The organism is Demequina sp. NBRC 110056, from assembly GCF_002090155.1.
In the GTDB taxonomy this organism is placed as follows: Bacteria; Actinomycetota; Actinomycetes; order Actinomycetales; family Demequinaceae; genus Demequina.
The window spans coordinates 51,211-69,996 of the sequence record NZ_BBRM01000005.1; the positions used below are offsets into that span (position 1 = coordinate 51,211).

At 70.9% G+C, this 18,786-nt stretch carries 20 protein-coding genes and 1 tRNA gene; 6 read left to right on the forward strand and 15 right to left on the reverse strand.

Annotated elements, in window-relative coordinates:
• Positions 1 to 15 precede the first annotated feature (15 nt).
• Positions 16 to 957, forward strand: a complete 942-nt coding sequence (locus tag B7K25_RS08380) for a sugar phosphate isomerase/epimerase (RefSeq protein WP_084105381.1) — start codon at positions 16 to 18, stop codon at positions 955 to 957.
• Between the two features lie 52 nt (positions 958 to 1,009).
• Here B7K25_RS08380 and B7K25_RS08385 read toward each other — a convergent pair whose 3' ends face one another.
• Genes B7K25_RS08385 through murA form a run of 4 tightly spaced genes read right to left on the reverse strand, consistent with a single transcriptional unit; the run spans position 1,010 to position 5,145 of the window.
• Positions 1,010 to 2,101, reverse strand: coding sequence for a D-alanine--D-alanine ligase family protein (locus B7K25_RS08385; protein WP_234988140.1), 1,092 nt, complete (start codon positions 2,099 to 2,101; stop codon positions 1,010 to 1,012).
• Between the two features lie 17 nt (positions 2,102 to 2,118).
• Positions 2,119 to 3,120: an NAD(P)H-dependent glycerol-3-phosphate dehydrogenase gene (locus B7K25_RS08390; protein ID WP_084105383.1), complete on the reverse strand. Its 1,002-nt coding sequence runs from the start codon at positions 3,118 to 3,120 to the stop codon at positions 2,119 to 2,121.
• Positions 3,117 to 3,830, reverse strand: coding sequence for a 1-acyl-sn-glycerol-3-phosphate acyltransferase (locus B7K25_RS08395; RefSeq protein ID WP_084105385.1), 714 nt, complete (start codon positions 3,828 to 3,830; stop codon positions 3,117 to 3,119). The genes B7K25_RS08390 and B7K25_RS08395 overlap by 4 nt, the downstream gene beginning before the upstream one ends.
• A 4-nt stretch (positions 3,831 to 3,834) precedes the next feature.
• Positions 3,835 to 5,145, reverse strand: a complete 1,311-nt coding sequence (murA, locus tag B7K25_RS08400) for a UDP-N-acetylglucosamine 1-carboxyvinyltransferase (RefSeq protein ID WP_144018934.1) — start codon at positions 5,143 to 5,145, stop codon at positions 3,835 to 3,837.
• Between the two features lie 75 nt (positions 5,146 to 5,220).
• Here murA and B7K25_RS08405 point away from each other — a divergent pair, with 75 nt between their 5' ends.
• Positions 5,221 to 6,108 carry a PfkB family carbohydrate kinase gene (locus B7K25_RS08405; protein WP_084105389.1) on the forward strand — a complete coding sequence of 296 codons (888 nt, stop codon included), beginning with the start codon at positions 5,221 to 5,223 and terminating at the stop codon, positions 6,106 to 6,108.
• A gap of 19 nt (positions 6,109 to 6,127) precedes the next feature.
• On the opposite strand, the gene B7K25_RS08410 is transcribed toward B7K25_RS08405, so the two are convergent.
• From B7K25_RS08410 to leuC, 3 genes are all read right to left on the reverse strand, one after another.
• Positions 6,128 to 7,003 (reverse strand): type II CAAX prenyl endopeptidase Rce1 family protein, encoded by an 876-nt coding sequence (locus B7K25_RS08410; protein ID WP_234988141.1) that lies wholly within the window; start codon positions 7,001 to 7,003, stop codon positions 6,128 to 6,130.
• A 169-nt stretch (positions 7,004 to 7,172) separates the two neighbouring features.
• The gene (gene leuD / locus B7K25_RS08415) at positions 7,173 to 7,811 is read right to left on the reverse strand and encodes a 3-isopropylmalate dehydratase small subunit (protein ID WP_084105391.1); all 639 of its coding nucleotides are present in this window, start codon (positions 7,809 to 7,811) and stop codon (positions 7,173 to 7,175) included.
• Between the two features lie 11 nt (positions 7,812 to 7,822).
• Positions 7,823 to 9,256 (reverse strand): 3-isopropylmalate dehydratase large subunit, encoded by a 1,434-nt coding sequence (gene leuC, locus B7K25_RS08420; protein WP_084105393.1) that lies wholly within the window; start codon positions 9,254 to 9,256, stop codon positions 7,823 to 7,825.
• 53 nt (positions 9,257 to 9,309) lie between these two features.
• On the opposite strand from leuC, the gene B7K25_RS08425 reads away from it, so the two are divergent.
• The gene (locus B7K25_RS08425; RefSeq protein ID WP_084105395.1) at positions 9,310 to 10,029 is read left to right on the forward strand and encodes an IclR family transcriptional regulator; all 720 of its coding nucleotides are present in this window, start codon (positions 9,310 to 9,312) and stop codon (positions 10,027 to 10,029) included.
• A gap of 129 nt (positions 10,030 to 10,158) precedes the next feature.
• Here B7K25_RS08425 and B7K25_RS08430 read toward each other — a convergent pair whose 3' ends face one another.
• The 3 genes from B7K25_RS08430 to B7K25_RS08440 all read right to left on the reverse strand — a co-directional run bounded on the left by B7K25_RS08430 (position 10,159) and on the right by B7K25_RS08440 (position 12,913).
• Complete coding sequence (locus tag B7K25_RS08430; protein WP_144018935.1) at positions 10,159 to 10,491, reverse strand: hypothetical protein; 333 nt, start codon at positions 10,489 to 10,491, stop codon at positions 10,159 to 10,161.
• A 74-nt stretch (positions 10,492 to 10,565) separates the two neighbouring features.
• Positions 10,566 to 12,488 (reverse strand): acyltransferase family protein, encoded by a 1,923-nt coding sequence (locus B7K25_RS08435; RefSeq protein WP_084105399.1) that lies wholly within the window; start codon positions 12,486 to 12,488, stop codon positions 10,566 to 10,568.
• A gap of 101 nt (positions 12,489 to 12,589) precedes the next feature.
• Positions 12,590 to 12,913, reverse strand: coding sequence for a hypothetical protein (locus B7K25_RS08440; RefSeq protein WP_084105401.1), 324 nt, complete (start codon positions 12,911 to 12,913; stop codon positions 12,590 to 12,592).
• 92 nt (positions 12,914 to 13,005) lie between these two features.
• On the opposite strand from B7K25_RS08440, the gene B7K25_RS08445 reads away from it, so the two are divergent.
• Positions 13,006 to 13,548 (forward strand): hypothetical protein, encoded by a 543-nt coding sequence (locus B7K25_RS08445; protein WP_084105402.1) that lies wholly within the window; start codon positions 13,006 to 13,008, stop codon positions 13,546 to 13,548.
• Position 13,549: 1 nt separating this feature from the next.
• On the opposite strand, the gene B7K25_RS08450 is transcribed toward B7K25_RS08445, so the two are convergent.
• The 4 genes from B7K25_RS08450 to B7K25_RS08465 are packed head-to-tail and all read right to left on the reverse strand — an operon-like array spanning position 13,550 to position 15,301.
• Complete coding sequence (locus B7K25_RS08450; RefSeq protein ID WP_084105403.1) at positions 13,550 to 13,921, reverse strand: roadblock/LC7 domain-containing protein; 372 nt, start codon at positions 13,919 to 13,921, stop codon at positions 13,550 to 13,552.
• The gene (locus B7K25_RS08455; protein WP_084105405.1) at positions 13,918 to 14,310 is read right to left on the reverse strand and encodes a roadblock/LC7 domain-containing protein; all 393 of its coding nucleotides are present in this window, start codon (positions 14,308 to 14,310) and stop codon (positions 13,918 to 13,920) included. Before B7K25_RS08455 ends, B7K25_RS08450 begins: the two co-directional genes overlap by 4 nt.
• Positions 14,307 to 14,936 carry an ATP/GTP-binding protein gene (locus B7K25_RS08460; RefSeq protein ID WP_084105407.1) on the reverse strand — a complete coding sequence of 210 codons (630 nt, stop codon included), beginning with the start codon at positions 14,934 to 14,936 and terminating at the stop codon, positions 14,307 to 14,309. Before B7K25_RS08460 ends, B7K25_RS08455 begins: the two co-directional genes overlap by 4 nt.
• Positions 14,936 to 15,301 carry a hypothetical protein gene (locus tag B7K25_RS08465; protein ID WP_084105409.1) on the reverse strand — a complete coding sequence of 122 codons (366 nt, stop codon included), beginning with the start codon at positions 15,299 to 15,301 and terminating at the stop codon, positions 14,936 to 14,938. The genes B7K25_RS08460 and B7K25_RS08465 overlap by 1 nt, the downstream gene beginning before the upstream one ends.
• 406 nt (positions 15,302 to 15,707) lie before the next feature.
• On the opposite strand from B7K25_RS08465, the gene B7K25_RS08470 reads away from it, so the two are divergent.
• Positions 15,708 to 16,190 (forward strand): thiol-disulfide oxidoreductase DCC family protein, encoded by a 483-nt coding sequence (locus B7K25_RS08470; RefSeq protein WP_084105411.1) that lies wholly within the window; start codon positions 15,708 to 15,710, stop codon positions 16,188 to 16,190.
• A 12-nt stretch (positions 16,191 to 16,202) separates the two neighbouring features.
• On the opposite strand, the gene B7K25_RS08475 is transcribed toward B7K25_RS08470, so the two are convergent.
• Positions 16,203 to 16,275, reverse strand: a tRNA-Glu gene (locus B7K25_RS08475).
• Positions 16,276 to 16,463: 188 nt separating this feature from the next.
• Here B7K25_RS08475 and B7K25_RS08480 point away from each other — a divergent pair.
• Entirely contained in the window at positions 16,464 to 18,620 is a 2,157-nt protein-coding gene (locus tag B7K25_RS08480) for an ATP-dependent Clp protease ATP-binding subunit (protein ID WP_084105413.1), read from the forward strand.
• Positions 18,621 to 18,786 lie beyond the last annotated feature (166 nt).

Sequence of the window (18,786 nt, forward strand, 5' to 3'; positions counted from 1 at the left end):
AGAAGGAGAAGCACCATGAACACCACGCATTCCCTCAAGCGCAGGACCGTCGCGGCACTCGCGACCGCGGCGGCCGTCGCGGGCGGCGCTCTCGCGCTGAGCGCCCCGGCGACGGCGGGACCGAGCGAGAAGGCGAACGAGCGGGCCCACGAGGCCACGCAGTGCGCCGGCCGCTCGGTTCCGGCCAGCAAGATCTCGTTCCAGTTGTACAGCTACTTCGGCTGGCAGCGCGAGATCGGCATCGACGCTCTTCTTGACGAGCTCCAGGAGATCGGCATCAAGAACGTGGAGCCCTTCGGCGCCTCCTACGAGGGCTACTCGCACGCAGAGTTCCGCGATGTGCTGAAGGAGCACGGAATGAAGGCCCCGTCATCGCATGGCAGCACCAACGAGGCGTCCTTCGCGACCACGCTCGCGAATGCGAAGGACCTGGGCCAGAAGTACGTGGGTTCGGGAGGCTTCGCATCTCCGGGCATCGGCTCCTACGAGAACGTGCTCGCGACGGCCGAGACCATGAACCGCCTCGGCGAGCAGTCGGTCAAGAACGGCACCGGCAAGCTCTTCGGACACAACCACGCCTCCGAGTTCACGACCCAGTACGAGGACCCGGCCACGGGTGAGATGAAGTCGGCGTGGCAGATCCTCGTCGAGAACACCGACCCGCGATACGTCGCCTTCCAGCTCGACGTGTTCTGGGCCGTGAGCGGCGGGGTCGACCCGGTCCAGCTGCTCAACGCCTACGGCGACCGCATCGAGCTGCTCCACATCAAGGATGGCGTCGCACCCTACGGGTTCGGCGACATCACCGACGTGGGCGAGGGCGACATCGACTGGGCGCCCATCCTCGACGCCGCTCAGGGCAAGGTGAAGCTCTACGTGCTCGAGCGCGACGGCGCCCCGGCGACCGCCGAATTCGCTCGGGACAGCTTCGAGTTCCTCACCTGCTACACCTACTGATCGCTCAGCGATGCGCGCACGCCTCGGCCTTCGGGCCGGGGCGTGCGTGCGTCTACCGCAGCCCGGTGCCGCGCGCGAGCGCGCCCTCGAGCAGCGTCTGCACGAGCTCGGGGTAGCTCACGCCCGCGGCGGCCCACATCCGCGGGTACATGCTCGTCGACGTGAAGCCTGGCATGGTGTTGATCTCGTTGACGGTGACGGTCCCGTCCTCGCCGACGAAGACGTCGACGCGCGCGAGCGACTCGGCTCCCACGGCCTGGAACGCGCGCACGGCGATGTCCGCGACCTGGGCGGCGACGTCGTCGGGCAGCTCGGTCGGGCACCGCAGGTCGACGGCCGCCTCGTCGAGGTACTTCGCCTCGAAGTCGTAGAACTCGTGGTCGCCGCCGGTGACGATCTCCCCCGCCGGCGAGGCGGCGAGCCCCTCCGGGGTCGCGAGCACGGCCGTCTCGATCTCGCGGCCCACGACGCCGCGCTCGATGAGCACCTTGGGGTCGTGCTTGACGGCCGCGGCGATCGCCGCGTCGAGCGTGGCGAGGTCGCTGACCTTCGAGATCCCCATGCTCGAGCCCGCGCGAGCGGGCTTGACGAACACCGGGAGGCCGAGCGCCTCGATCTCGGCCCACCGCGCATCGGCGCTCTCCCCCGGGCCGAGGACCACGTCGGGCGTGACGGGGAGGCCTGCGCCGCGCAGGGCAGTCTTCATGTACTGCTTGTCCATGCCGATCGCGGAGGCGAGGACGCCTGCGCCGACGTAACGCACGTCGACGAGCTCGAGCGCTCCTTGGATGGTGCCGTCCTCGCCGAACGGGCCGTGCAGCAGGGGGAACACCACGTCGACGTCGGCGAGAGCGGTCGTCGAACCGTCGGCCTCGAGCACCCGCCAGGTGCGCTCGGCGGCGTCGCGCGGCGGCAGCACCGTGCGCTCGCCGTGGGGCACCCGCGGCAGCTCACCGTCGCGCAGGAGCCACTCGGACGCGTCGCTCGACGCGGGCACCCAGCGGCCCTCGTCGGTGATCCCGACGGCCACCACGTCCCAGCGATCACGGTCGATGGCGCCCAGCACGCCGCCCGCGGTGGCGCACGAGACCCCGTGCTCCGACGAGCGGCCGCCGAACAGCACGGCGACGGTGGGGCGACTCACGCAGGACACCTCGCCATTCAGGACACCTCGGCCTTGCGCGGCCGCGACAGCAGTCGGCTGAGCACCTCGCCGATGGGCAGCTCGTGGTGCAGCGTGTCCACGACGGCGTCGCAGATGGGCACGTCGACGCCGTGCTCGCGCGCGAGCTCCTGGATCGACAGCGACGTCTGCACGCCCTCGGCGGTGCCACCGGTCTGCGAGATCGCATCCGCGAGGGACGAGCCCCGTCCGATGTGCGCGCCGAGCGTGTGGTTGCGCGACAGCGGCGAGGCGCACGTCGCGATGAGGTCGCCCATGCCGGCGAGTCCCGAGAAGGTGTCCGGGTGCGCCCCGACCGCGACGCCCAGTCGGGTGATCTCGGCCAGGCCGCGGGTGATGACCGTCGCGGTGGTGTTGTGGCCGAAGCCCATGCCGTCCGTGATCCCGACGCCGACGGCGATGACGTTCTTGAACGCCCCGCACAGCTCGACGCCGACGACGTCGGGGTTCGTGTAGGGACGGAAGTAGGCCGATGCGGTGGCGGCGGCCACCATCTCCGCCGCGTGGGTGTCCGTACCGGCGACGACGGTCGCGGTGGGCTGCTTCACGGCGATCTCTCGCGCCAGGTTGGGGCCCGACACGACGAGCGTGCGCTCGGCCGGAAGGCCCCAGACCTCGCGCAGGACGTCGCTCATGCGCGCGTGGGTGCCGACCTCGATGCCCTTCATCAGCGACGCGACCACGGCGTCGGACGGCACGGCGTCGGCGTACTCCCCGATGATCCCGCGCACCTTCTGCGCCGGCAGCGCGACGGCGACGATGTCGGCGCCCGCAAGCGCCTCGCGCGCATCGGTGGTCGCGACGATCCCCTCGGGCAGGTCCATGCCGGGCAGGAACCGCTCGTTGCGTCGCTCGGCGTTGATCTGCTCGGCGGCCACCGCATCGCGGCCCCACAGGGTCACGTCGGTGCCAGCGTCGCGCAGGACCGCCGCGAACGTGGTGCCCCAGGCGCCCGATCCGAGCACTGCAGCGCGGGTCATCGGCCGCCTCCATCTCGTCGCATGTCCCAGGGCGTCTCCGGAGCGGACTCGCCGCGGATCTCCTCGAGCATGCCTGTCAGCGTAGCCATGATGCGATCGGTCGCGCCGCGCATGACGTCGATGTCGAGCGCACGCCCGCGGTACTCGTCGAGGTCGATGGCGGGACCGGCCTTCACGATGACCTTCTTGCGCGGGAACAGGTCCACCTTCTTCGAGTACGGCGCGAGCAGCTGCTGCGCGCCCCACTGAGCGATGGGGATCACGGGGACGTCGTGCTCGAGCGCCATGCGCGCCGCGCCGGTGCGAGCGAGCATGGGCCACTGGTCCGGATCCCGCGTGAGCGTGCCTTCGGGGAACACGGCGATGGAGTCGCCCCGTCCGAGCAGGGTCACCGCTGCGTCGACGGCATCCTTGGCCTTGGCACTGCCGCGGTGCACCGGCACCTGGTCGAGCCCCTTGAGCGCCTTGCCTGCGACGGGGATGTCGAACAGCGACGCCTTCGCCAGGAAGTGCGGAGCGTAGCCGTGGTCGTAGAGGAAGTGCGCGAGCGTGAACGGGTCCGCGTACGTCACGTGGTTGGACACGGCGATGAAGCCGCGGTCGGTCGGCAGGTGCTCGCCGCCGGACCACTCACGCGTGGTGGTCGCGAGCAGCGCGGGCTTGACGAGGACCGCGGCGGCGCGGAAGCCTGCGGGGATCTTGGGGGCCATGGGCCTACTCGACCGAGGCGCCGAGCGCCGCCAGCTTGCCGCGGAAGTTCTCGTAGCCGCGGTCGATGATCCCGATGCCGGACACGGTCGACGTGCCCTCAGCGGCGAGCGCCGCGATGAGGTGGGAGAAGCCGCCGCGCAGGTCGGGCACCTCGATGTCCGCCGCCTTGAGCGGCGTCGGACCCGAGATCACGGCCGAGTGCAGGAAGTTGCGCTGGCCGAACCGGCACTGCTTGTCACCCAGGCACTCGCGGTACAGCTGGACGTGCGCGCCCATCGCGATGAGCGCCTCGGTGAACCCGAAGCGGTTCTCGTACACCGTCTCGTGGACGATGCTGAGGCCCTTGGCCTGCGTGAGCGCCACGACGAGCGGCTGCTGCCAGTCGGTCATGAACGCGGGGTGCACGTCCGTCTGCAGCGCCAGCGAGTTGAGGTCGCCGCCGGGGTGCCAGAACCGGATTCCCTCGGGGGTCACCTCGAACTCGCCGCCGACCTTGCGGAAGACGTTGAGGAACATGCCCATCGTGCGCTGCTGCGCGCCATGGACGAGGATGTCGCCGCCGGTGGCGAGGGCAGCGCTGGCCCACGAGCCCACCTCGATGCGGTCGCCGAGCGACGTGTGGTCGTAGCCGTGGAGGCGGTCGACGCCCTCGATGGTGATCGACCGGTCGGTGTCGACCGAGATGATCGCGCCCATCTTCTGCAGGGTGTCGATGAGGTCCTTGATCTCGGGCTCGACCGCGGCGTTGTCGAGCCGCGTGATGCCCTCGGCCAGCACGGCGGTGAGCAGCAGCTGCTCGGTCGCTCCCACCGACGGGTAGTCGAGGGTGTGCTTGATGCCGTGCAGCCCATTCGGTGCGGTGAGGTGCAGGCCGTCCCCGGCCTGCTGCACCTGCGCGCCGAACTTCGTGAGGATCTCGAGGTGGAAGTCGATGGGGCGGTCGCCGATGCGGCACCCGCCGAGGTCGGGGATCACCGCGACGCCGAGGCGGTGCAGCAGAGGCCCGCACAGCAGGATCGGGATGCGGCTCGAGCCCGCGTGGGTCGCGATGTGCAGCGCGTCCGCGGGCTGGAGGCTCGAGGTGTCGGCGTGCAGCACGCCGGTCTCGACGTCGTAGTCGACGCCGGCTCCGTGCAGGCGCAGGAGCTCGGACACGACCTTCACGTCGCGGATGTCAGGCACGTTGCGCAGCGTCGACGGCGTCGATCCCAGCAGCGCCGCGACCATCGCCTTGGAGACGAAGTTCTTGGCGCCGCGAACGGAGATCTCGCCGCGTAGGGGCACGCCGCCGTGCACGCGGATCGAGTCAGTCATGGGCTCCATCATCCCTCATTCCGAGCCGGACACCCGCATCGGCGCGTGCGCACGCCCGCGTGCGAGGATGACCCCGTGCCGCACCCCGCCCAGCCCCGCGCCCTCTTCGCCGGCCTGTGCACCCTCGACGTCATCCAGTCGGTCGAGAGGCTGCCGTCGCCCAACGAGAAGGTCGCCGCGTTGGACTTCCTCACCGCCGCAGGCGGTCCGGCGACCAACGCCGCCGTGGCGTTCGCCCACATCGGCGGCTCCGCGGCCCTCGCCACCCGCCTGCCCGAGCATCCGCTGGCCGACCCCATTCGCGCCGATCTCGCCGCGTGCGGCGTCGAGCTGCACGACCTCGGCGGCGTCGACGGACCGCCGGTGACCGCCTCGATCCTGGTGACCCGAGCCACCGGCGACAGGGCCGTGGTCTCGCCGAGCGCATCGGCCCTCTCCCCGAACGGCGGCGCCCCTGTCGTCCCGCCGCCCCTGGGCGACGCCCGAGCCGTACTCGTCGACGGCTACCACCCCGACCTCGCGGTCGCGCTCGCCCGGGAGGCCCGCGCAGCGTCCGTGCCCGTGCTCATGGACGCCGGCAGCCTCAAGCCCCACACCGGCGTCGTCGCGGGCGAGGTCGACATCGTGGTCGCCTCGGACGACCTGACCACGCCGGACGGCGCCGGAGAGCCCGAGGCAGTGTTCGCCTGGCTGGCGGAGCTCGGCGCGACGACCGCCGTCATCACCCGCGGCGCGAGGCCGCTGCTGTGGCGCACGCCTGCCGCGAGCGGGGAGGTCTCGGTCGCGCCGGTGCGGGTGGTCGACACGTTGGGCGCCGGCGACTTCCTTCACGGTGCCCTCACGTTCCGCGTTGCCTCCCTGGGAAGGGACGATGCGCGCCTCGCCGAAGACCTCGCCTGGGCCTCGGCGGTGGTCGCGCCCTCGCTGGGCTCCTTCGGCACGCGCGCCTGGCTCCAGGACTAGCCCGACCGCCGTGGCGCCCCTACGGCGCCGTGATGAAGATGTCGAGCAGCTCCGGGTGGTGAGCGTGCACGAGCACCGCGAAGACCACGGCATCGAACAGCAGGTGCACCGCGACGACGTACGGCAGCGACTTGAAACGCGAGAAGATCCACGCCTGCACCAGCGCGAACGGGATCGTGAGCAGCGGACCCCACTCGCGGTAGCCCAGCTCCCACAGGAAGCTCACGAAGACCGTCGCCTGCAAGACGTTGGCTAGCCACATCGGGAAGTGCCGCATGAGCAGGGCGAACACGGTGCAGATGAAGAACAGCTCGTCCCAGATTCCCACCGCGTTGACGCCCACGAACAGGCGGGCGATGTCGCCGTCACCGTCGAGTGTGGGCCAGTTCTGATACGCACCCGAGCCGATGAAGTAGAACGGCAGGATCAAGTAACCCGCGACGATCACGACGCCCAGGTAGATCCACTGCGCGCGCGACCACCTCTTGCCCGTGAACATCGGGAAGCGCACCGCGCCGTGCCCAAGCCAGTACTTGGCCAGCGCCCAGGGCACCAGCACCGCCAGGGACAGCGCGACGGTGAAGCGCAGCATGCCTCCGTCCGACAGGTCGGCCTTCAACGAGATCGCGGAGATGATGAGCTGGCCGACCGCGATGAGGGTCAGGTCCTTCGCGAGCGCACGATCGACCGCGAACGCGAGGGCGACGCCAGCGAGCAGCGGCAGGTAGCCCCAGGGCCGCACGTGCACGGCGAACAGCAGCACCGCGGCGCCGCACACGAGGGCCGCGGCGAGGATGCGCGCGACGGTGTGGGCGTCCGGTCGCAGCGCCGGCGGGTGGTTCGAAGCACGCCGCGCCGATGCGCTCTGGGCTGTCGCTCCGCTGGCACCGGTCATGGGGTTGAGTCTGTCACGACCGCCGTCGGCGGACTCTCGTCCTCCAGGGCGCGCCGCGCGGGCGAAGCGCGCAGAAGACACTCCTCCAGGAGTGGTGTGGGGCGAGTGCCGGCAGACGCGACGAGGGCCCGGGAGCAGTCGCTCCCGGGCCCTCGTGGGACGTGTGGGGTCAGGAGACCGGGCGCGCCGCCTCGATCTCGACCTTGGGCTCGGTCTTGGCCGGCAGGGTCTTGGGACGCCACGACGCGCGAGTCTGCTCGAACGCGGTGATGTCCTCCTCGTTCTGGAGGGTCAGGCCGATGTCATCGAGGCCCTCCATGAGGCGCCAGCGCACGTAGTCGTCGATCTCGAACGGCACGGTGAGCTCGCCGCACGTGACGGTCCGGTCCTCGAGCGAGACGGTGATCTGCTTGCCGGGCTCGGTCTCGATGAGCTTCCACAGCAGCTCGATGTTCTCCTGGCTGACCACGGCGGCGAGCAGGCCCTGCTTGCCGGAGTTGCCGCGGAAGATGTCCGCGAAGCGGCTCGCGATGACGACCTTGAACCCGTAGTCCTTGAGCGCCCAGACGGCGTGCTCACGCGACGAGCCAGTGCCGAAGTCGGGGCCGGCGACGAGGACGGAGCCGGCCGAGTAGGCCGGCTGGTTGAGGATGAACGACTCGTCGCCGCGCCAAGCGGCGAACAGGGCGTCGTCGAAGCCCGTCTTGGTGACCCGCTTGAGGTAGACGGCGGGGATGATCTGGTCGGTGTCGACGTTCGAGCGACGCAGCGGGACGCCGATGCCGGTGTGGGTGGTGAACTTCTCCATGGCTTGGCTCCTTACGCGGGAGCGCCGACGAGCACGTCGGCACCCTCAAGGTCGGCGGGGCTCGACAGGGTGCCGCGCACCGCGGTGGCGGCGGCGACGAGCGGCGACACCAGGTGGGTGCGGCCGCCCTTGCCCTGACGTCCCTCGAAGTTGCGGTTCGACGTCGACGCGCTGCGCTCCTGCGGGGCGAGCTGGTCGGGGTTCATGCCCAGGCACATCGAGCAGCCGGCGTTGCGCCACTCGGCGCCGAAGTCCTTGAAGATCTGGTCGATCCCCTCAGCCTCGGCCTGCAGGCGCACGCGGGCCGAGCCGGGGACGACCAGCATGCGCAGTCCGTCGGCCTTGGTGCGGCCCTGGATGATCTCCGCGGCGGCGCGCAGGTCCTCGATGCGGCCGTTGGTGCACGACCCCAGGAAGACGGTGTCGATGCGGATCTCGCGCAGCGGGGTGCCGGGCTCGAGCCCCATGTACTTCAGCGCGTTGACGGCTGCCTCGCGCTGGTCCGCGTCCGCGATCTCGTCCGGGTTGGGCACGGCGGCCGACAGCGGCAGGCCCTGGCCGGGGTTGGTGCCCCAGGTCACGAAAGGCTCGAGGTCCGCAGCGGCGAGGTTGACCTCGGCGTCGAACACGGCGTCCTCGTCGGTGACGAGCGTCTTCCAGTACTCGACCGCGTCGTCCCAGTCGGCGCCCTCGGGGGCGTGCGGGCGGCCTTCGACGTAGTCGAAGGTGGTCTGGTCAGGGGCGATGAGGCCCGCGCGAGCGCCCGCCTCGATCGACATGTTGCAGATGGTCATCCGCGCCTCCATCGAGAGGTTGCGGATCGCATCGCCGCGGTACTCGAGCACGTAGCCCTGGCCGCCGCCGGTGCCGATCTTCGCGATGACCGCGAGGATGATGTCCTTGGCGCTGGTGCCCTCCGGCAGCTCGCCGTCGACGTTGATCGCCATGGTCTTGAACGGCTTGAGCGGCAGCGTCTGGGTCGCGAGCACGTGCTCGACCTCGGAGGTGCCGATGCCGAACGCGAGGGCGCCGAACGCGCCGTGCGTCGAGGTGTGCGAGTCGCCGCAGACGACGGTCATGCCGGGCATGGTGAGCCCCAGCTGCGGTCCGACGACGTGCACGACGCCCTGGTCCGCGTCGCCCAGCGAGTGGATGCGCACGCCGAACTCCTTGGCGTTGGCGCGCAGGGTGTCGATCTGGGTGCGCGACGTGGTGTCCGCGATCGGCAGGTCGATGTCGAGGGTCGGGGTGTTGTGGTCCTCGGTCGCGATCGTGAGGTCGGGGCGGCGCACGGGACGCCCGGCGAGCCGGAGGCCCTCGAACGCCTGCGGGCTCGTGACCTCGTGGCACATGTGCAGATCGATGTAGATGAGGTCGGGCGCGCCGTCCTCACCCTTGCGGACCAGATGGCTGGCCCACAGCTTCTCCGCGAGCGTGGTTCCCATGGCTACCTCCGAAATGCTTGTCGTCTCATAATTTGAGACGCTAGTATCGCTCTATGGACAATCATAGCGGCGTCGGGGTCATTGACAAGACGGCAGCCATCCTCGGCGCGCTCGAGAAGGGCCCGGCCACGTTGGCCGAGCTCGTCTCCACCACCCATCTTGCGCGCCCCACCGTGCACCGGCTAGCGCTCGCCCTCGAGCACCACCATCTCGTAGGCCGCGACACCACCGGGGCGTTCGTCCTCGGGCGGCGGTTCTCCGAGCTCGCCGCCACCGTCGGAGAGGACCGCCTCGTGTCCGCCGCGCTGCCCGTGCTGACCACGCTGCGCGACCGCACGGGCGAATCCAGCCAGCTCTACCGCCCGCACGGCGACCAGCGCATCTGCATCGCCTCCGTCGACCGACCGGTGGGCCTTCGCGACTCCATCCCCGTCGGCACGACGATGACGATGGCGGCGGGCTCGGCGGCGAAGGTGCTGCTCGCCTGGGAGGACCCCGAGCGCATGCACGGCGCCCTGGTCCACGCGAACTTCACCGCGGCCGACCTCGCCCAGGTCCGGGAGCGCGGCTACGCCGAGTCCGCCGGGGAGCGGGAGGCGGGCGTCAGCTCCGTGTCGGCACCTGTGTGGGGCACCGCGGGCACCGTGATCGCCGCGGTGTCGATCTCAGGGCCGATCGAGCGCCTGACGTCCTCCCCCGCGACCGCGCACTCGGCCGCGGTCATCGACGCCGCTCGTCAGCTCAGCGACGTGCTGCGGCGCACTGAACACTGACGCCACCGAACACTGACACCACCGCGCACAGACACCACCGCGCGCGTCCGCCAGCGCCGGGACTGCGCCGGCGGACGCGCGCCGCCGCACGGAGCGAGCGCGCGCATCGGCTCGGGGCCGGAAGGCGCCCTAGAAGCCCACCATCAGGAACAGCAGCATGCCGGCAACGAAGAACCACCCGATCGTCGCGGTCATCGCGGCGGCCGGCGCGCCGGGAGACCCACGGCGGGCCCGAACCATCGCGACGATGTCGACGACGAGCACGATGAGCGCCGCCGCGTAGCCGAGCACGATGATGTCGGCGAGGCCGAGGGCCCCCGACTGGAGTCCGCCGGGCCCGGGCTGGATCGCCGTCGCTATCCAACTGAACGCCACGGCACCCACCACGAACGCGATCAGCGACCACAAGGGCGCACGGGTGGACCGTGTGGCGACACCGGCGGCGCCAGAGCTCTCTGTCATGAGAGCACTCTGGCGCACGCATGCCCATGGGCGCAACGCCCCGCCGTCTGACGGAACCGCAGGTGTCTTGATCGCTAGGCGGGCGGCGGCTCGCCTGTGAGCGCGAGCGATCGCAGGAACGCCGCGAACTCCGGCTTGCCCTCGGAGGTGAGATGGAGACCGTCCTCGAGCCAGGCGTCGTGCCCGGCGACGTACGCCTTCCAGTCGGCGAAGACCACGTTCGGGTAGTCGTCCGCGACGGCGCGCATGGTCTCGTTCGACGGCTGGACGTAGGCGAAGCGAGCCGTCGAATCGACGAGCACGACGCGGGCACGATCGGCGAGGCTGTCGAGCGTCTCGCGCAGGGCGGACTCCTTCACAGGCCCGGCCGTGCCCATGTGCATGATCACGACGGGGCGCAGGCTTCCGGCCTCGTGGGCGCGGAGGACAGCTCCCATGATGTTGCCAGGCGACCGGTTGATCGCCGCGTCGACCGTCGACCCGGCGATGTCCGCCTTCAGCACGTCCGCCGCCCACAAGGACACCGAGTCCCCGTAGATCGCGACGTCCTCCGTCGTCACCTCCGGCGCGGGCTCCTCAGCGGCCGCCGCGTCGACCTCCTGGGACGCTCCGTCGGACTCGCCGTTCGAGGCCTCGGGGTCCAGCTCGGCAGCCTCGGGCGCGACCGGCTCCGCCGTGATCGCCACGGTCGAGCCGAGCGCGCTGTCGGACGCCTTCGGCACGCCGATCGAGAATGACAGCCCGACGATCAGAGCGAAGGCCGCGGCACCGCCGAGCGCGCCGTAGAACGGGCGCCGGTGAGCGGCGATGCCTTCATCGCGCAGTCGCGCCCAACCGCGGCCGATCGCTCCGGAGCGCACGGGCTGCTCGACCCAACGGTACGACGCTGCGGCGACGGCGAGCACGAGTCCGATGCGAGAGACCTCGACCCACCAGCCGTGCCACGGGATGTCGAGTCCCGGCCGCGTGACGAGGAAGATCGGCCAATGCCACAGGTAGATGCCGTAGGAGCGCTCGCCGACCCAGCGCAGCGGCGCCCAGTCCAGCATCGCGCCGAAGGGAGAGGCCGGGTGCGTCGCCAGCACGATCACGACCGCCACTAGCGCGGCCACCACCAGGAACCCGCCACGGTAGATCCACGGGCTGTACTCGCTCGCGGCGACCATGACCCACACCAGCAGGGACAGCATGGTGAGCCCGCTCACGAGCAGGGCGACGCGAGCACCGCCGGGGACTCGCTCCGACGCACGCCCCGGGCGCCACAACGCCGCGAGCACGGCGCCCATGAGCACGGACATGGCGTGCGTGTCGGTCCCGAAGTACACGCGCGTGGGGTCGGCGTCCAGCGGGTACCCGTTTGCGATGGACATCACCGCCATCTCGGCGGTCGATGCCACCGCGAGAGTCCCGGCCACCACCAGCAGCGTCATGCGTACCGAGCTGCGACGGGCGCGCGCGAATCCCCAGATGAGCGCGACGACCGCGGGCCACACGAGGTAGAACTGCTCCTCCACTGCGAGCGACCAGAGGTGCGCGAGCATGTTGCCACGACCGATGAGCTCGAAGTAGGACTCGTCTTGAGCGATGTACCACCAGTTCGACACGTACAGCAGGGCGGCCGCGACGTTGCCGCGGAAGCCCTCGATCGCGTCGCGCGCGACCGTGGCGACGAGCAGCGCGGTGCCGGCGAGCGTCACGAGCAGCGCGGGCATCAGGCGACGCGCACGCCGCAGGTAGAACTGGCCGAAGCTGATCGAGCCTCGACGGGATCGCTCCGCCATGAGCAGGGTCGTGATCAGGAAGCCCGACACGACGAAGAACACGTCGACGCCAAGGAAGCCGCCCGGCAGGGCGCCCGTCCCGAGGTGGTAGACGACCACCGCAGCGACGGCGATCGCGCGCAGGCCGTCGAGGCCCCGGATGCGGCGAGGGGTGGAGCGATAGTCGTCATCGGGGCCGCGTCGATGACGCAGCACGGGTGCGGCGGCGACGGCCATGAGCCCTCCCCTTCCCCGAGCGATGACGGGGCCAGGCTAGAGCGTGCGGGGCGCGACGTGCGGGAGCCCACGCCTGGAGCTCGGCACCTCCGCTCACGGCCCTACTCGGCGAGCAGCAGCACGATCAGCACTCCCGCGAGCACGAGCCACACGATCGACGTCGTGAGCGCGATGGCGGGTGCAGCGCCCGAGCCCGCCCGGCCCCGCGCGAGCGCGACGAGCACGACCGCGAGCGCGACGCCCGCGGTGCCGAGCCCCAGCACCAGGACGGTGACGAGCCCCAGCGTGCCCGAGCCGCCGCTGGGCGCGAGCACCGGCGCAAGCCAGACGAACACGGCCGCTCCGGCCACGAGCAGGACGAGCGCCCACAGCGGAGCCCGCGACGGGCGCTCCGCCGGCATCACGGGCTGCTCGCCAGCGCTCATAGGTCAACTCTGGCCCACCGTGCCAGGGACGGCAACGGATCGGGACCTAGGTCCCTTCAGCCAAGCGGCGCGGGAGGTGTAGACCGGGAGACATGGACGCCGTCGTCGTGTACGAGTCGCTCTGGGGCAACACCGCCGCCATCGCCCGCGCGATCGCGGCCGGGCTCGGGCCGCAGACGCCCGTCCTGACGACCGATGAGGCCACGCCCGACAGGCTCGCGCACGCCAGACTCCTCGTGGCGGGCGCGCCGGTGCACGCCATGGGCCTGCCCTCCGACACGACCCGCGCATCGGCGACCGCCAAGGTCTACGGCGCACACCCTGGCCTTCACGCAGACGTCAGTCACCCCGCGATGCGGGCGTGGCTCGACACCCTTCCTCCCGCCGAGCGGCTGTGCGCCGCCTTCGAGACCGGCATCCGCGGCCCTCTCGGGAGAGGCGCCGCCCGCGCCATCGTCGCCCGACTGACAGCCCTGGGCCACGAGGCGATCGACGAGCCGCAGACCTTCACCGTCGCGCTCGTCACCGGTTCCTCGGAGCCGGCAGCGCTGCTGCTCGGCGGGCAGGAGCAGAAGGCGCGGGCGTGGGGCGCTCACCTCGCTGCCGCGTCACAAGCACGCCTTCCCGCCCCCTAGCTCAGCGAGCGCGCACCGGTGCGGCCTCGAGCTCGGCGGCCGCGCGCCGCACCGAGCGATACACGCCGGTGCCGGGCTCACCGGCGAGCGCGAGCACGACCAGCAGGACGTCGCCGCCCACGCTGCGGGTGATGACCTGTCGCTCGCGGCCGTAGATGACCGATCCCTGCGAGTCGTCCACGCCGAGCGCGGCGGCGGCCAGGTCGACGATGCCCGCGAGGGCCGCGGCGGAGGCGGCGGCGCGTTCGCGATCCTCGAGCACCGCGTCGTCGACGATCGGCACGCCGTCGGCACCGGCGATGATCACGCGCAGCACGCCAGGATGCTCCCGCAGCCCGCGCGCCACGATCTCGCAACGATCTCGAGCGATCACACCGCGACCCGGGTGGTGCCCGACAGGACTCGGAGCCTCTCGGCCTGCACCCTCACTGCCGCAGCGACGGCCGCCTCGTCCACCCCGTCGGGCCCCGGGTCGACGACCGCCGCGAGCAGGTGCGCCGCGTCCACGGGCGCGACGACGAGCAGCCCGTGCTCTCCGCGGACGGTCGCTGACTCGGCGGCGCCCATGCCGAACCCGCGCGTGACCGTCGCGGCGAGCCCGACGAGGGCGGCAGTCAGCGCCGCGCCGCCGTCGCGCGCGGCGAGGGAGACATCGTCATAGAGAGCGATGCCGTCGGTGCGCGCGATGATGACGCGAGTGATCTGAGGCACCGCCCGCTTGAGCTGGGCGCCCGCCAGCAGTCCGTGCTTGGGGACGATCATCGGTCCTCCTCCGTCACTGCCGGCGCAGGCGCCGGGGATGCTGCGGCACGACTGTGAGCTCGCTCGACGAGTGCCGCGAGCACCGCGCGCGCCTGATCTCCATCGCGGGGATCGACCGCGTGCAGGGCTGACACCGCGACGCCGAGGAAGCCGGCGATCTCGGTCGCGGCTTGCGCATCGCGATCCCACCGGTTGACCGCGACCACGAAAGGCGCGGCCGGATCGATCGCCGCGAACCGGCGCAGGATTCCCTTCGCCTGAGCGAGGGACTGCAGACGGCTCGCGTCGACGAGCACGACGTACCCCGCCATGCCTTGCGCGAGCAGGGGCCACATGAAGCTGAAGCGCTCCTGGCCGGGCGTCCCGAACAGCGTCACCACACGCTCGCTCCCAGCGGCGCCGACCCTCGTCGTGCCATGATCCATGGCCACGGTGGTCTGCTCCTTGAGGCGCGAGGTGCCGTCCGACACTGATCGCTCAGCGCCCACGGCGTCGGGGCACGCGCTTCTCACGAAGGTCGTCTTGCCGGCGCCGAACGGGCCGGCGACGACGACCTTCACGACCGCGTGCGCCACGCCGAGCTCGGCGACGGCCCCGGAGCCGGCCGGGGCCGCTGCCGCCTCCATCAGATCTCGAGCGCCTTCTCGATCCCCTGCAGCTGGCGGCGGGCCATCGCGAGGTTGGAGCGCGAGCGGTCCAGCGCGACGTAGATGAACAGGCCGTGCCCGTTCGGCGCCGTCACGAGGCGGATGAGGTGGATCTGCGCGCCCAGGGTGATGAGGATGTCCTCGATGGAGTCGTCGAGACCCAGCGAGTCCATGACGCGCAGCTTCGCCCGGACCACCTCGGTGTTGCCGGCGGCGGCGAGCTCGAGGTCGATGCCGTTGCCGGCGGTCGCCAGCGTCATGCCGCTGTCGTAGTCGACGAGTGCGGCGCCGATCGCGCCGTCGATGGTCATCACGCTGTTCATGGACTCGACAGGGTTTGCCATTGGTGTTTCCTCCCAGGATTGCGGGCGCGCTTCGCCCGCGATGATGTTCGCTTGCGAACGCGGAGTGGATTGCCCCGGGCTCGCTGCCGCGCCAGATTCGTCACTGAGCGCGGGAGCCCGCTCTGACTGGAGAGCAGGACGGCGTAACGTTACGAGGTGCGACGCAGGGCGTCCAGGGGTCTGGAGTGTGGCGTTCATCACGGAATGCGTCGCAGGGTGGCGGCGTTGAGCGCCGTCGCGCGCCCGTTATACGCGTATTGTCCTAAATGCGCGGGGCATTCACCCTGAATTGTCGGAATCTGCGCACCGCATCGGCGGCAATCGCTCAGGATCGCTCGAAATGCTACCAATGTTGGGAATGCACGTCGCATGCCGTCGGCAGCCGCTCTCCACGTAGGGTTCGAGAGTGCCGCACTCCTCTCGCCCCATCGTGATCTTCGACGGCGACTGCGGCCTGTGCAACGGCTTCGTCGCGTGGCTGATCCGCCACGACCCCGGGGCGCGCTTTCTCATCGCAGGCAGCGCCGGAGAGGTCGGGCAGGCGACGCTCGACGCGATGGGACTCGACCGCGCCGTGGCGGAGTCGACCCTCGTGGTCGCCACCGCCGACGGCCCCTTGGCGAGGTCCGATGCGGTCGCCGGGGTCCTCGGCGAGCTGGGGTGGCCGTGGCGCGCCGGAGCGGCGATGCGGGCGGTTCCGCGCGCGGCGCGCGACCGGGTCTACGACGCGATCGCGCGGCGCAGGCCGCGCCGGCCGGCGGAGGACCCGGCGTGCGGAACGCCGCCGCCCGAGCTGGTCAGGGCCTGGCGCGCGCAGCTCGCCAGCGTCGAGGACGTCGCGGCCCTGACCGCCCTCGGAAACGAAAGAACTCCCCACCGCAAGCGGTGAGGAGTCGTTCCGTAGCCCCGACGGGATTCGAACCCGCGCTACCGCCTTGAGAGGGCGGCGTGCTAGGCCGCTACACAACGGGGCCCTAGCCTCCAGCCACCCTCCGGGGTGTCTGGCGCGAGATAAGACTCTACAGCATCCACGGCCCTCGACGCCAATCCGTGCACTGCTCCCCCGTCGCACGATCCCCTTGCCGTCGCGCAACGCATTATGTAAACTTGAGCGCGTGCGACTCAACTCCGAGTTGCACACCAGATCTACCAGGAGGCTCACATGACCGCCACGCCGCAGGCTCCTGACACGCAGGAGCAGCAGTCCGCCCTCGAGCAGTTCGGCCAGGACTTCACCGCCCTCGCCGAAACCGGCTCCCTCGACCCCGTCATTGGACGCGACGAGGAGATCCGCCGTGTCATGCAGGTCCTGACGCGACGCACCAAGAACAACGCCGTCCTCATCGGCGAGCCCGGCGTGGGCAAGACCGCCATCGTCGAAGGCCTCGCCCAACGCATCGTCGCCGGCGACGTCCCCTCCTCCCTCAAGGACCGCCGCGTCATCGAGATCGCCATGAGCTCCGTCGTGGCGGGCGCCGCGTTCCGCGGCCAGTTCGAGGAGCGCCTCAAGGCGATCCTGGCCGAGGTCGAGGCCGCAGAGGGCCGCATCATCCTCTTCGTCGACGAGCTCCACACCATCGTGGGCGCCGGCAAGGCCGACGGCTCCGTCGACGCGGGCAACATCCTCAAGCCCATGCTCGCGCGCGGCAAGCTGCGCATGATCGGGGCGACGACCCTGAACGAGTACCGCGAGCATGTCGAGTCCGACAGCGCCCTGGAGCGCCGGTTCCAGCCGGTCTACGTGGGCGAGCCCTCCATCGAGGACACGATCGCCATCCTGCGCGGCCTCCAGGAGAAGTACGAGGTCCACCACGGCGTCAAGATCACCGACGAGGCGATCGTGGCGTCGGCGCGGCTGTCCGACCGCTACATCGCGGACAGGTTCCTGCCCGACAAGGCCGTCGACCTGATCGACGAGGCCACCAGCGCGCTCAAGATGCAGCTCGACTCCATGCCGATCGAGCTCGACCGCGCCCGCCGTCGCATCATGCAGCTCGAGATCGAGCGCACCCAGGTGGCGAAGGACAAGGCCGCGCGTGAGCGCCGCGAGCAGATCGACGCGGACATCGCGCGCCTCAAGACGGACTCCGAGTCGCTGAACATGCACTGGGCGCGCGAGAAGGACCTCATCATCCGCGTCAGCGGCGCGACCGAACGCCTCGAGGCGCTGCGCGGCGAGCTCGAGCGTGCTGAGCGCTACGGGGAGCTCGAGCGCGCAGGCCGCATCCGCTACGGCGACATCCCCGCGGCGGAGGACGAGATGGCCGCCGCGCGAGCCGAGCTCGACGCGATCCCTCCCGCCGAGCGCATGCTGCGCGAGGAGGTCACCGGCGAGGACATCGCAGGTGTGGTCGCGAAGTGGACCGGCGTGCCGGTGGAGAAGCTGCTGACGGACGAGTCCGCCAAGCTGGGCCACCTCGAGGACCGGCTCCACGAGCGCGTCGTCGGCCAGCACCGCGCCATCGCGTCGGTGTCGGATGCGATCCGCCGCGCCCGCGCGGGCATCGCGGACGAGCACCGCCCCATCGGCTCGTTCCTGTTCCTCGGCCCGACGGGCGTCGGCAAGACCGAGCTCGCCCGCGCGCTGGCGGAGCAGCTGTTCGACGACGAGCGCGCGATGGTGCGAATCGACATGTCCGAGTACATGGAGTCGCACGCCGTCGCACGCCTCATCGGCGCTCCCCCGGGCTACGTCGGCTACGACCAGGGAGGCCAGCTCACGGAGGCCGTGCGTCGGCGCCCCTACTCGATCGTCCTCTTCGACGAGGTCGAGAAGGCCCACCCGGACGTATGGAACGTGCTGCTGCAGGTGCTCGAGGACGGCCGCCTCACCGATGGCCGAGGCCGCACGGTGAACTTCACCAACACGATCCTCATCATGACGTCGAACCTGGGCTCCGACCTGGTGCTCGCGTGGGACGGGGAGGATCGCGACACGCTCGAGGCGGGCCTGCACGGTGTGCTCAAGCAGGCGTTCCGGCCCGAGTTCCTCAACCGGCTCGACGACGTGGTGATCTTCGACCGGATCGATGCGTCCGCGATGAAGGGCATCGTCGATTCCGAGATCGCGAGGACGGCCGCGCGCCTCGCCGCACAGAAGGACATCGCGCTCACCGTCACGCCCAAGTTGCGCGAGGCGCTGGCGCGCGACGGCTTCGACCCCGCCTTCGGCGCCCGGCCCCTCAAGCGCCTCATCCAGACGCGTCTGCTCAACGCACTGGCGAAGGCGATCGTCGACGGATCGCTCGGCGAGGGCGATTGCGTCACGGCCGGCTGGGACGGCGAACACCTGTCGTTGTCGACCGACGACGAGTCCTAGGCCCGCTCGGTCACACCCCGCCCGCCCGACAGTTTCGAACATCTCAACGGCGGCTCGCCGCGCCGAGCGCCCTCCAACGCGCCACGCGCCGGCGTGTCGGAACGGCGACGTTCGGAACTGTCGGGGCGGGTTGCGGGGCCGGAACCGGCGGAGGGCCGATGCGGTC

Coding starts and splice junctions, on each gene's coding strand:
- B7K25_RS08380 (WP_084105381.1), top strand. CDS start 16: ATGAACACCACGCATTCCCTCAAGCGCAGGACCGTCGCGGCACTCGCG.
- B7K25_RS08390 (WP_084105383.1), bottom strand. CDS start 3,120: ATGACCCGCGCTGCAGTGCTCGGATCGGGCGCCTGGGGCACCACGTTC.
- B7K25_RS08395 (WP_084105385.1), bottom strand. CDS start 3,830: ATGGCCCCCAAGATCCCCGCAGGCTTCCGCGCCGCCGCGGTCCTCGTC.
- murA (WP_144018934.1), bottom strand. CDS start 5,145: ATGACTGACTCGATCCGCGTGCACGGCGGCGTGCCCCTACGCGGCGAG.
- B7K25_RS08410 (WP_234988141.1), bottom strand. CDS start 7,003: ATGACCGGTGCCAGCGGAGCGACAGCCCAGAGCGCATCGGCGCGGCGT.
- leuD (WP_084105391.1), bottom strand. CDS start 7,811: ATGGAGAAGTTCACCACCCACACCGGCATCGGCGTCCCGCTGCGTCGC.
- leuC (WP_084105393.1), bottom strand. CDS start 9,256: ATGGGAACCACGCTCGCGGAGAAGCTGTGGGCCAGCCATCTGGTCCGC.
- B7K25_RS08425 (WP_084105395.1), top strand. CDS start 9,310: ATGGACAATCATAGCGGCGTCGGGGTCATTGACAAGACGGCAGCCATC.
- B7K25_RS08430 (WP_144018935.1), bottom strand. CDS start 10,491: ATGACAGAGAGCTCTGGCGCCGCCGGTGTCGCCACACGGTCCACCCGT.
- B7K25_RS08435 (WP_084105399.1), bottom strand. CDS start 12,488: ATGGCCGTCGCCGCCGCACCCGTGCTGCGTCATCGACGCGGCCCCGAT.
- B7K25_RS08440 (WP_084105401.1), bottom strand. CDS start 12,913: ATGAGCGCTGGCGAGCAGCCCGTGATGCCGGCGGAGCGCCCGTCGCGG.
- B7K25_RS08445 (WP_084105402.1), top strand. CDS start 13,006: ATGGACGCCGTCGTCGTGTACGAGTCGCTCTGGGGCAACACCGCCGCC.
- B7K25_RS08455 (WP_084105405.1), bottom strand. CDS start 14,310: ATGATCGTCCCCAAGCACGGACTGCTGGCGGGCGCCCAGCTCAAGCGG.
- B7K25_RS08460 (WP_084105407.1), bottom strand. CDS start 14,936: ATGGAGGCGGCAGCGGCCCCGGCCGGCTCCGGGGCCGTCGCCGAGCTC.
- B7K25_RS08465 (WP_084105409.1), bottom strand. CDS start 15,301: ATGGCAAACCCTGTCGAGTCCATGAACAGCGTGATGACCATCGACGGC.
- B7K25_RS08480 (WP_084105413.1), top strand. CDS start 16,464: ATGACCGCCACGCCGCAGGCTCCTGACACGCAGGAGCAGCAGTCCGCC.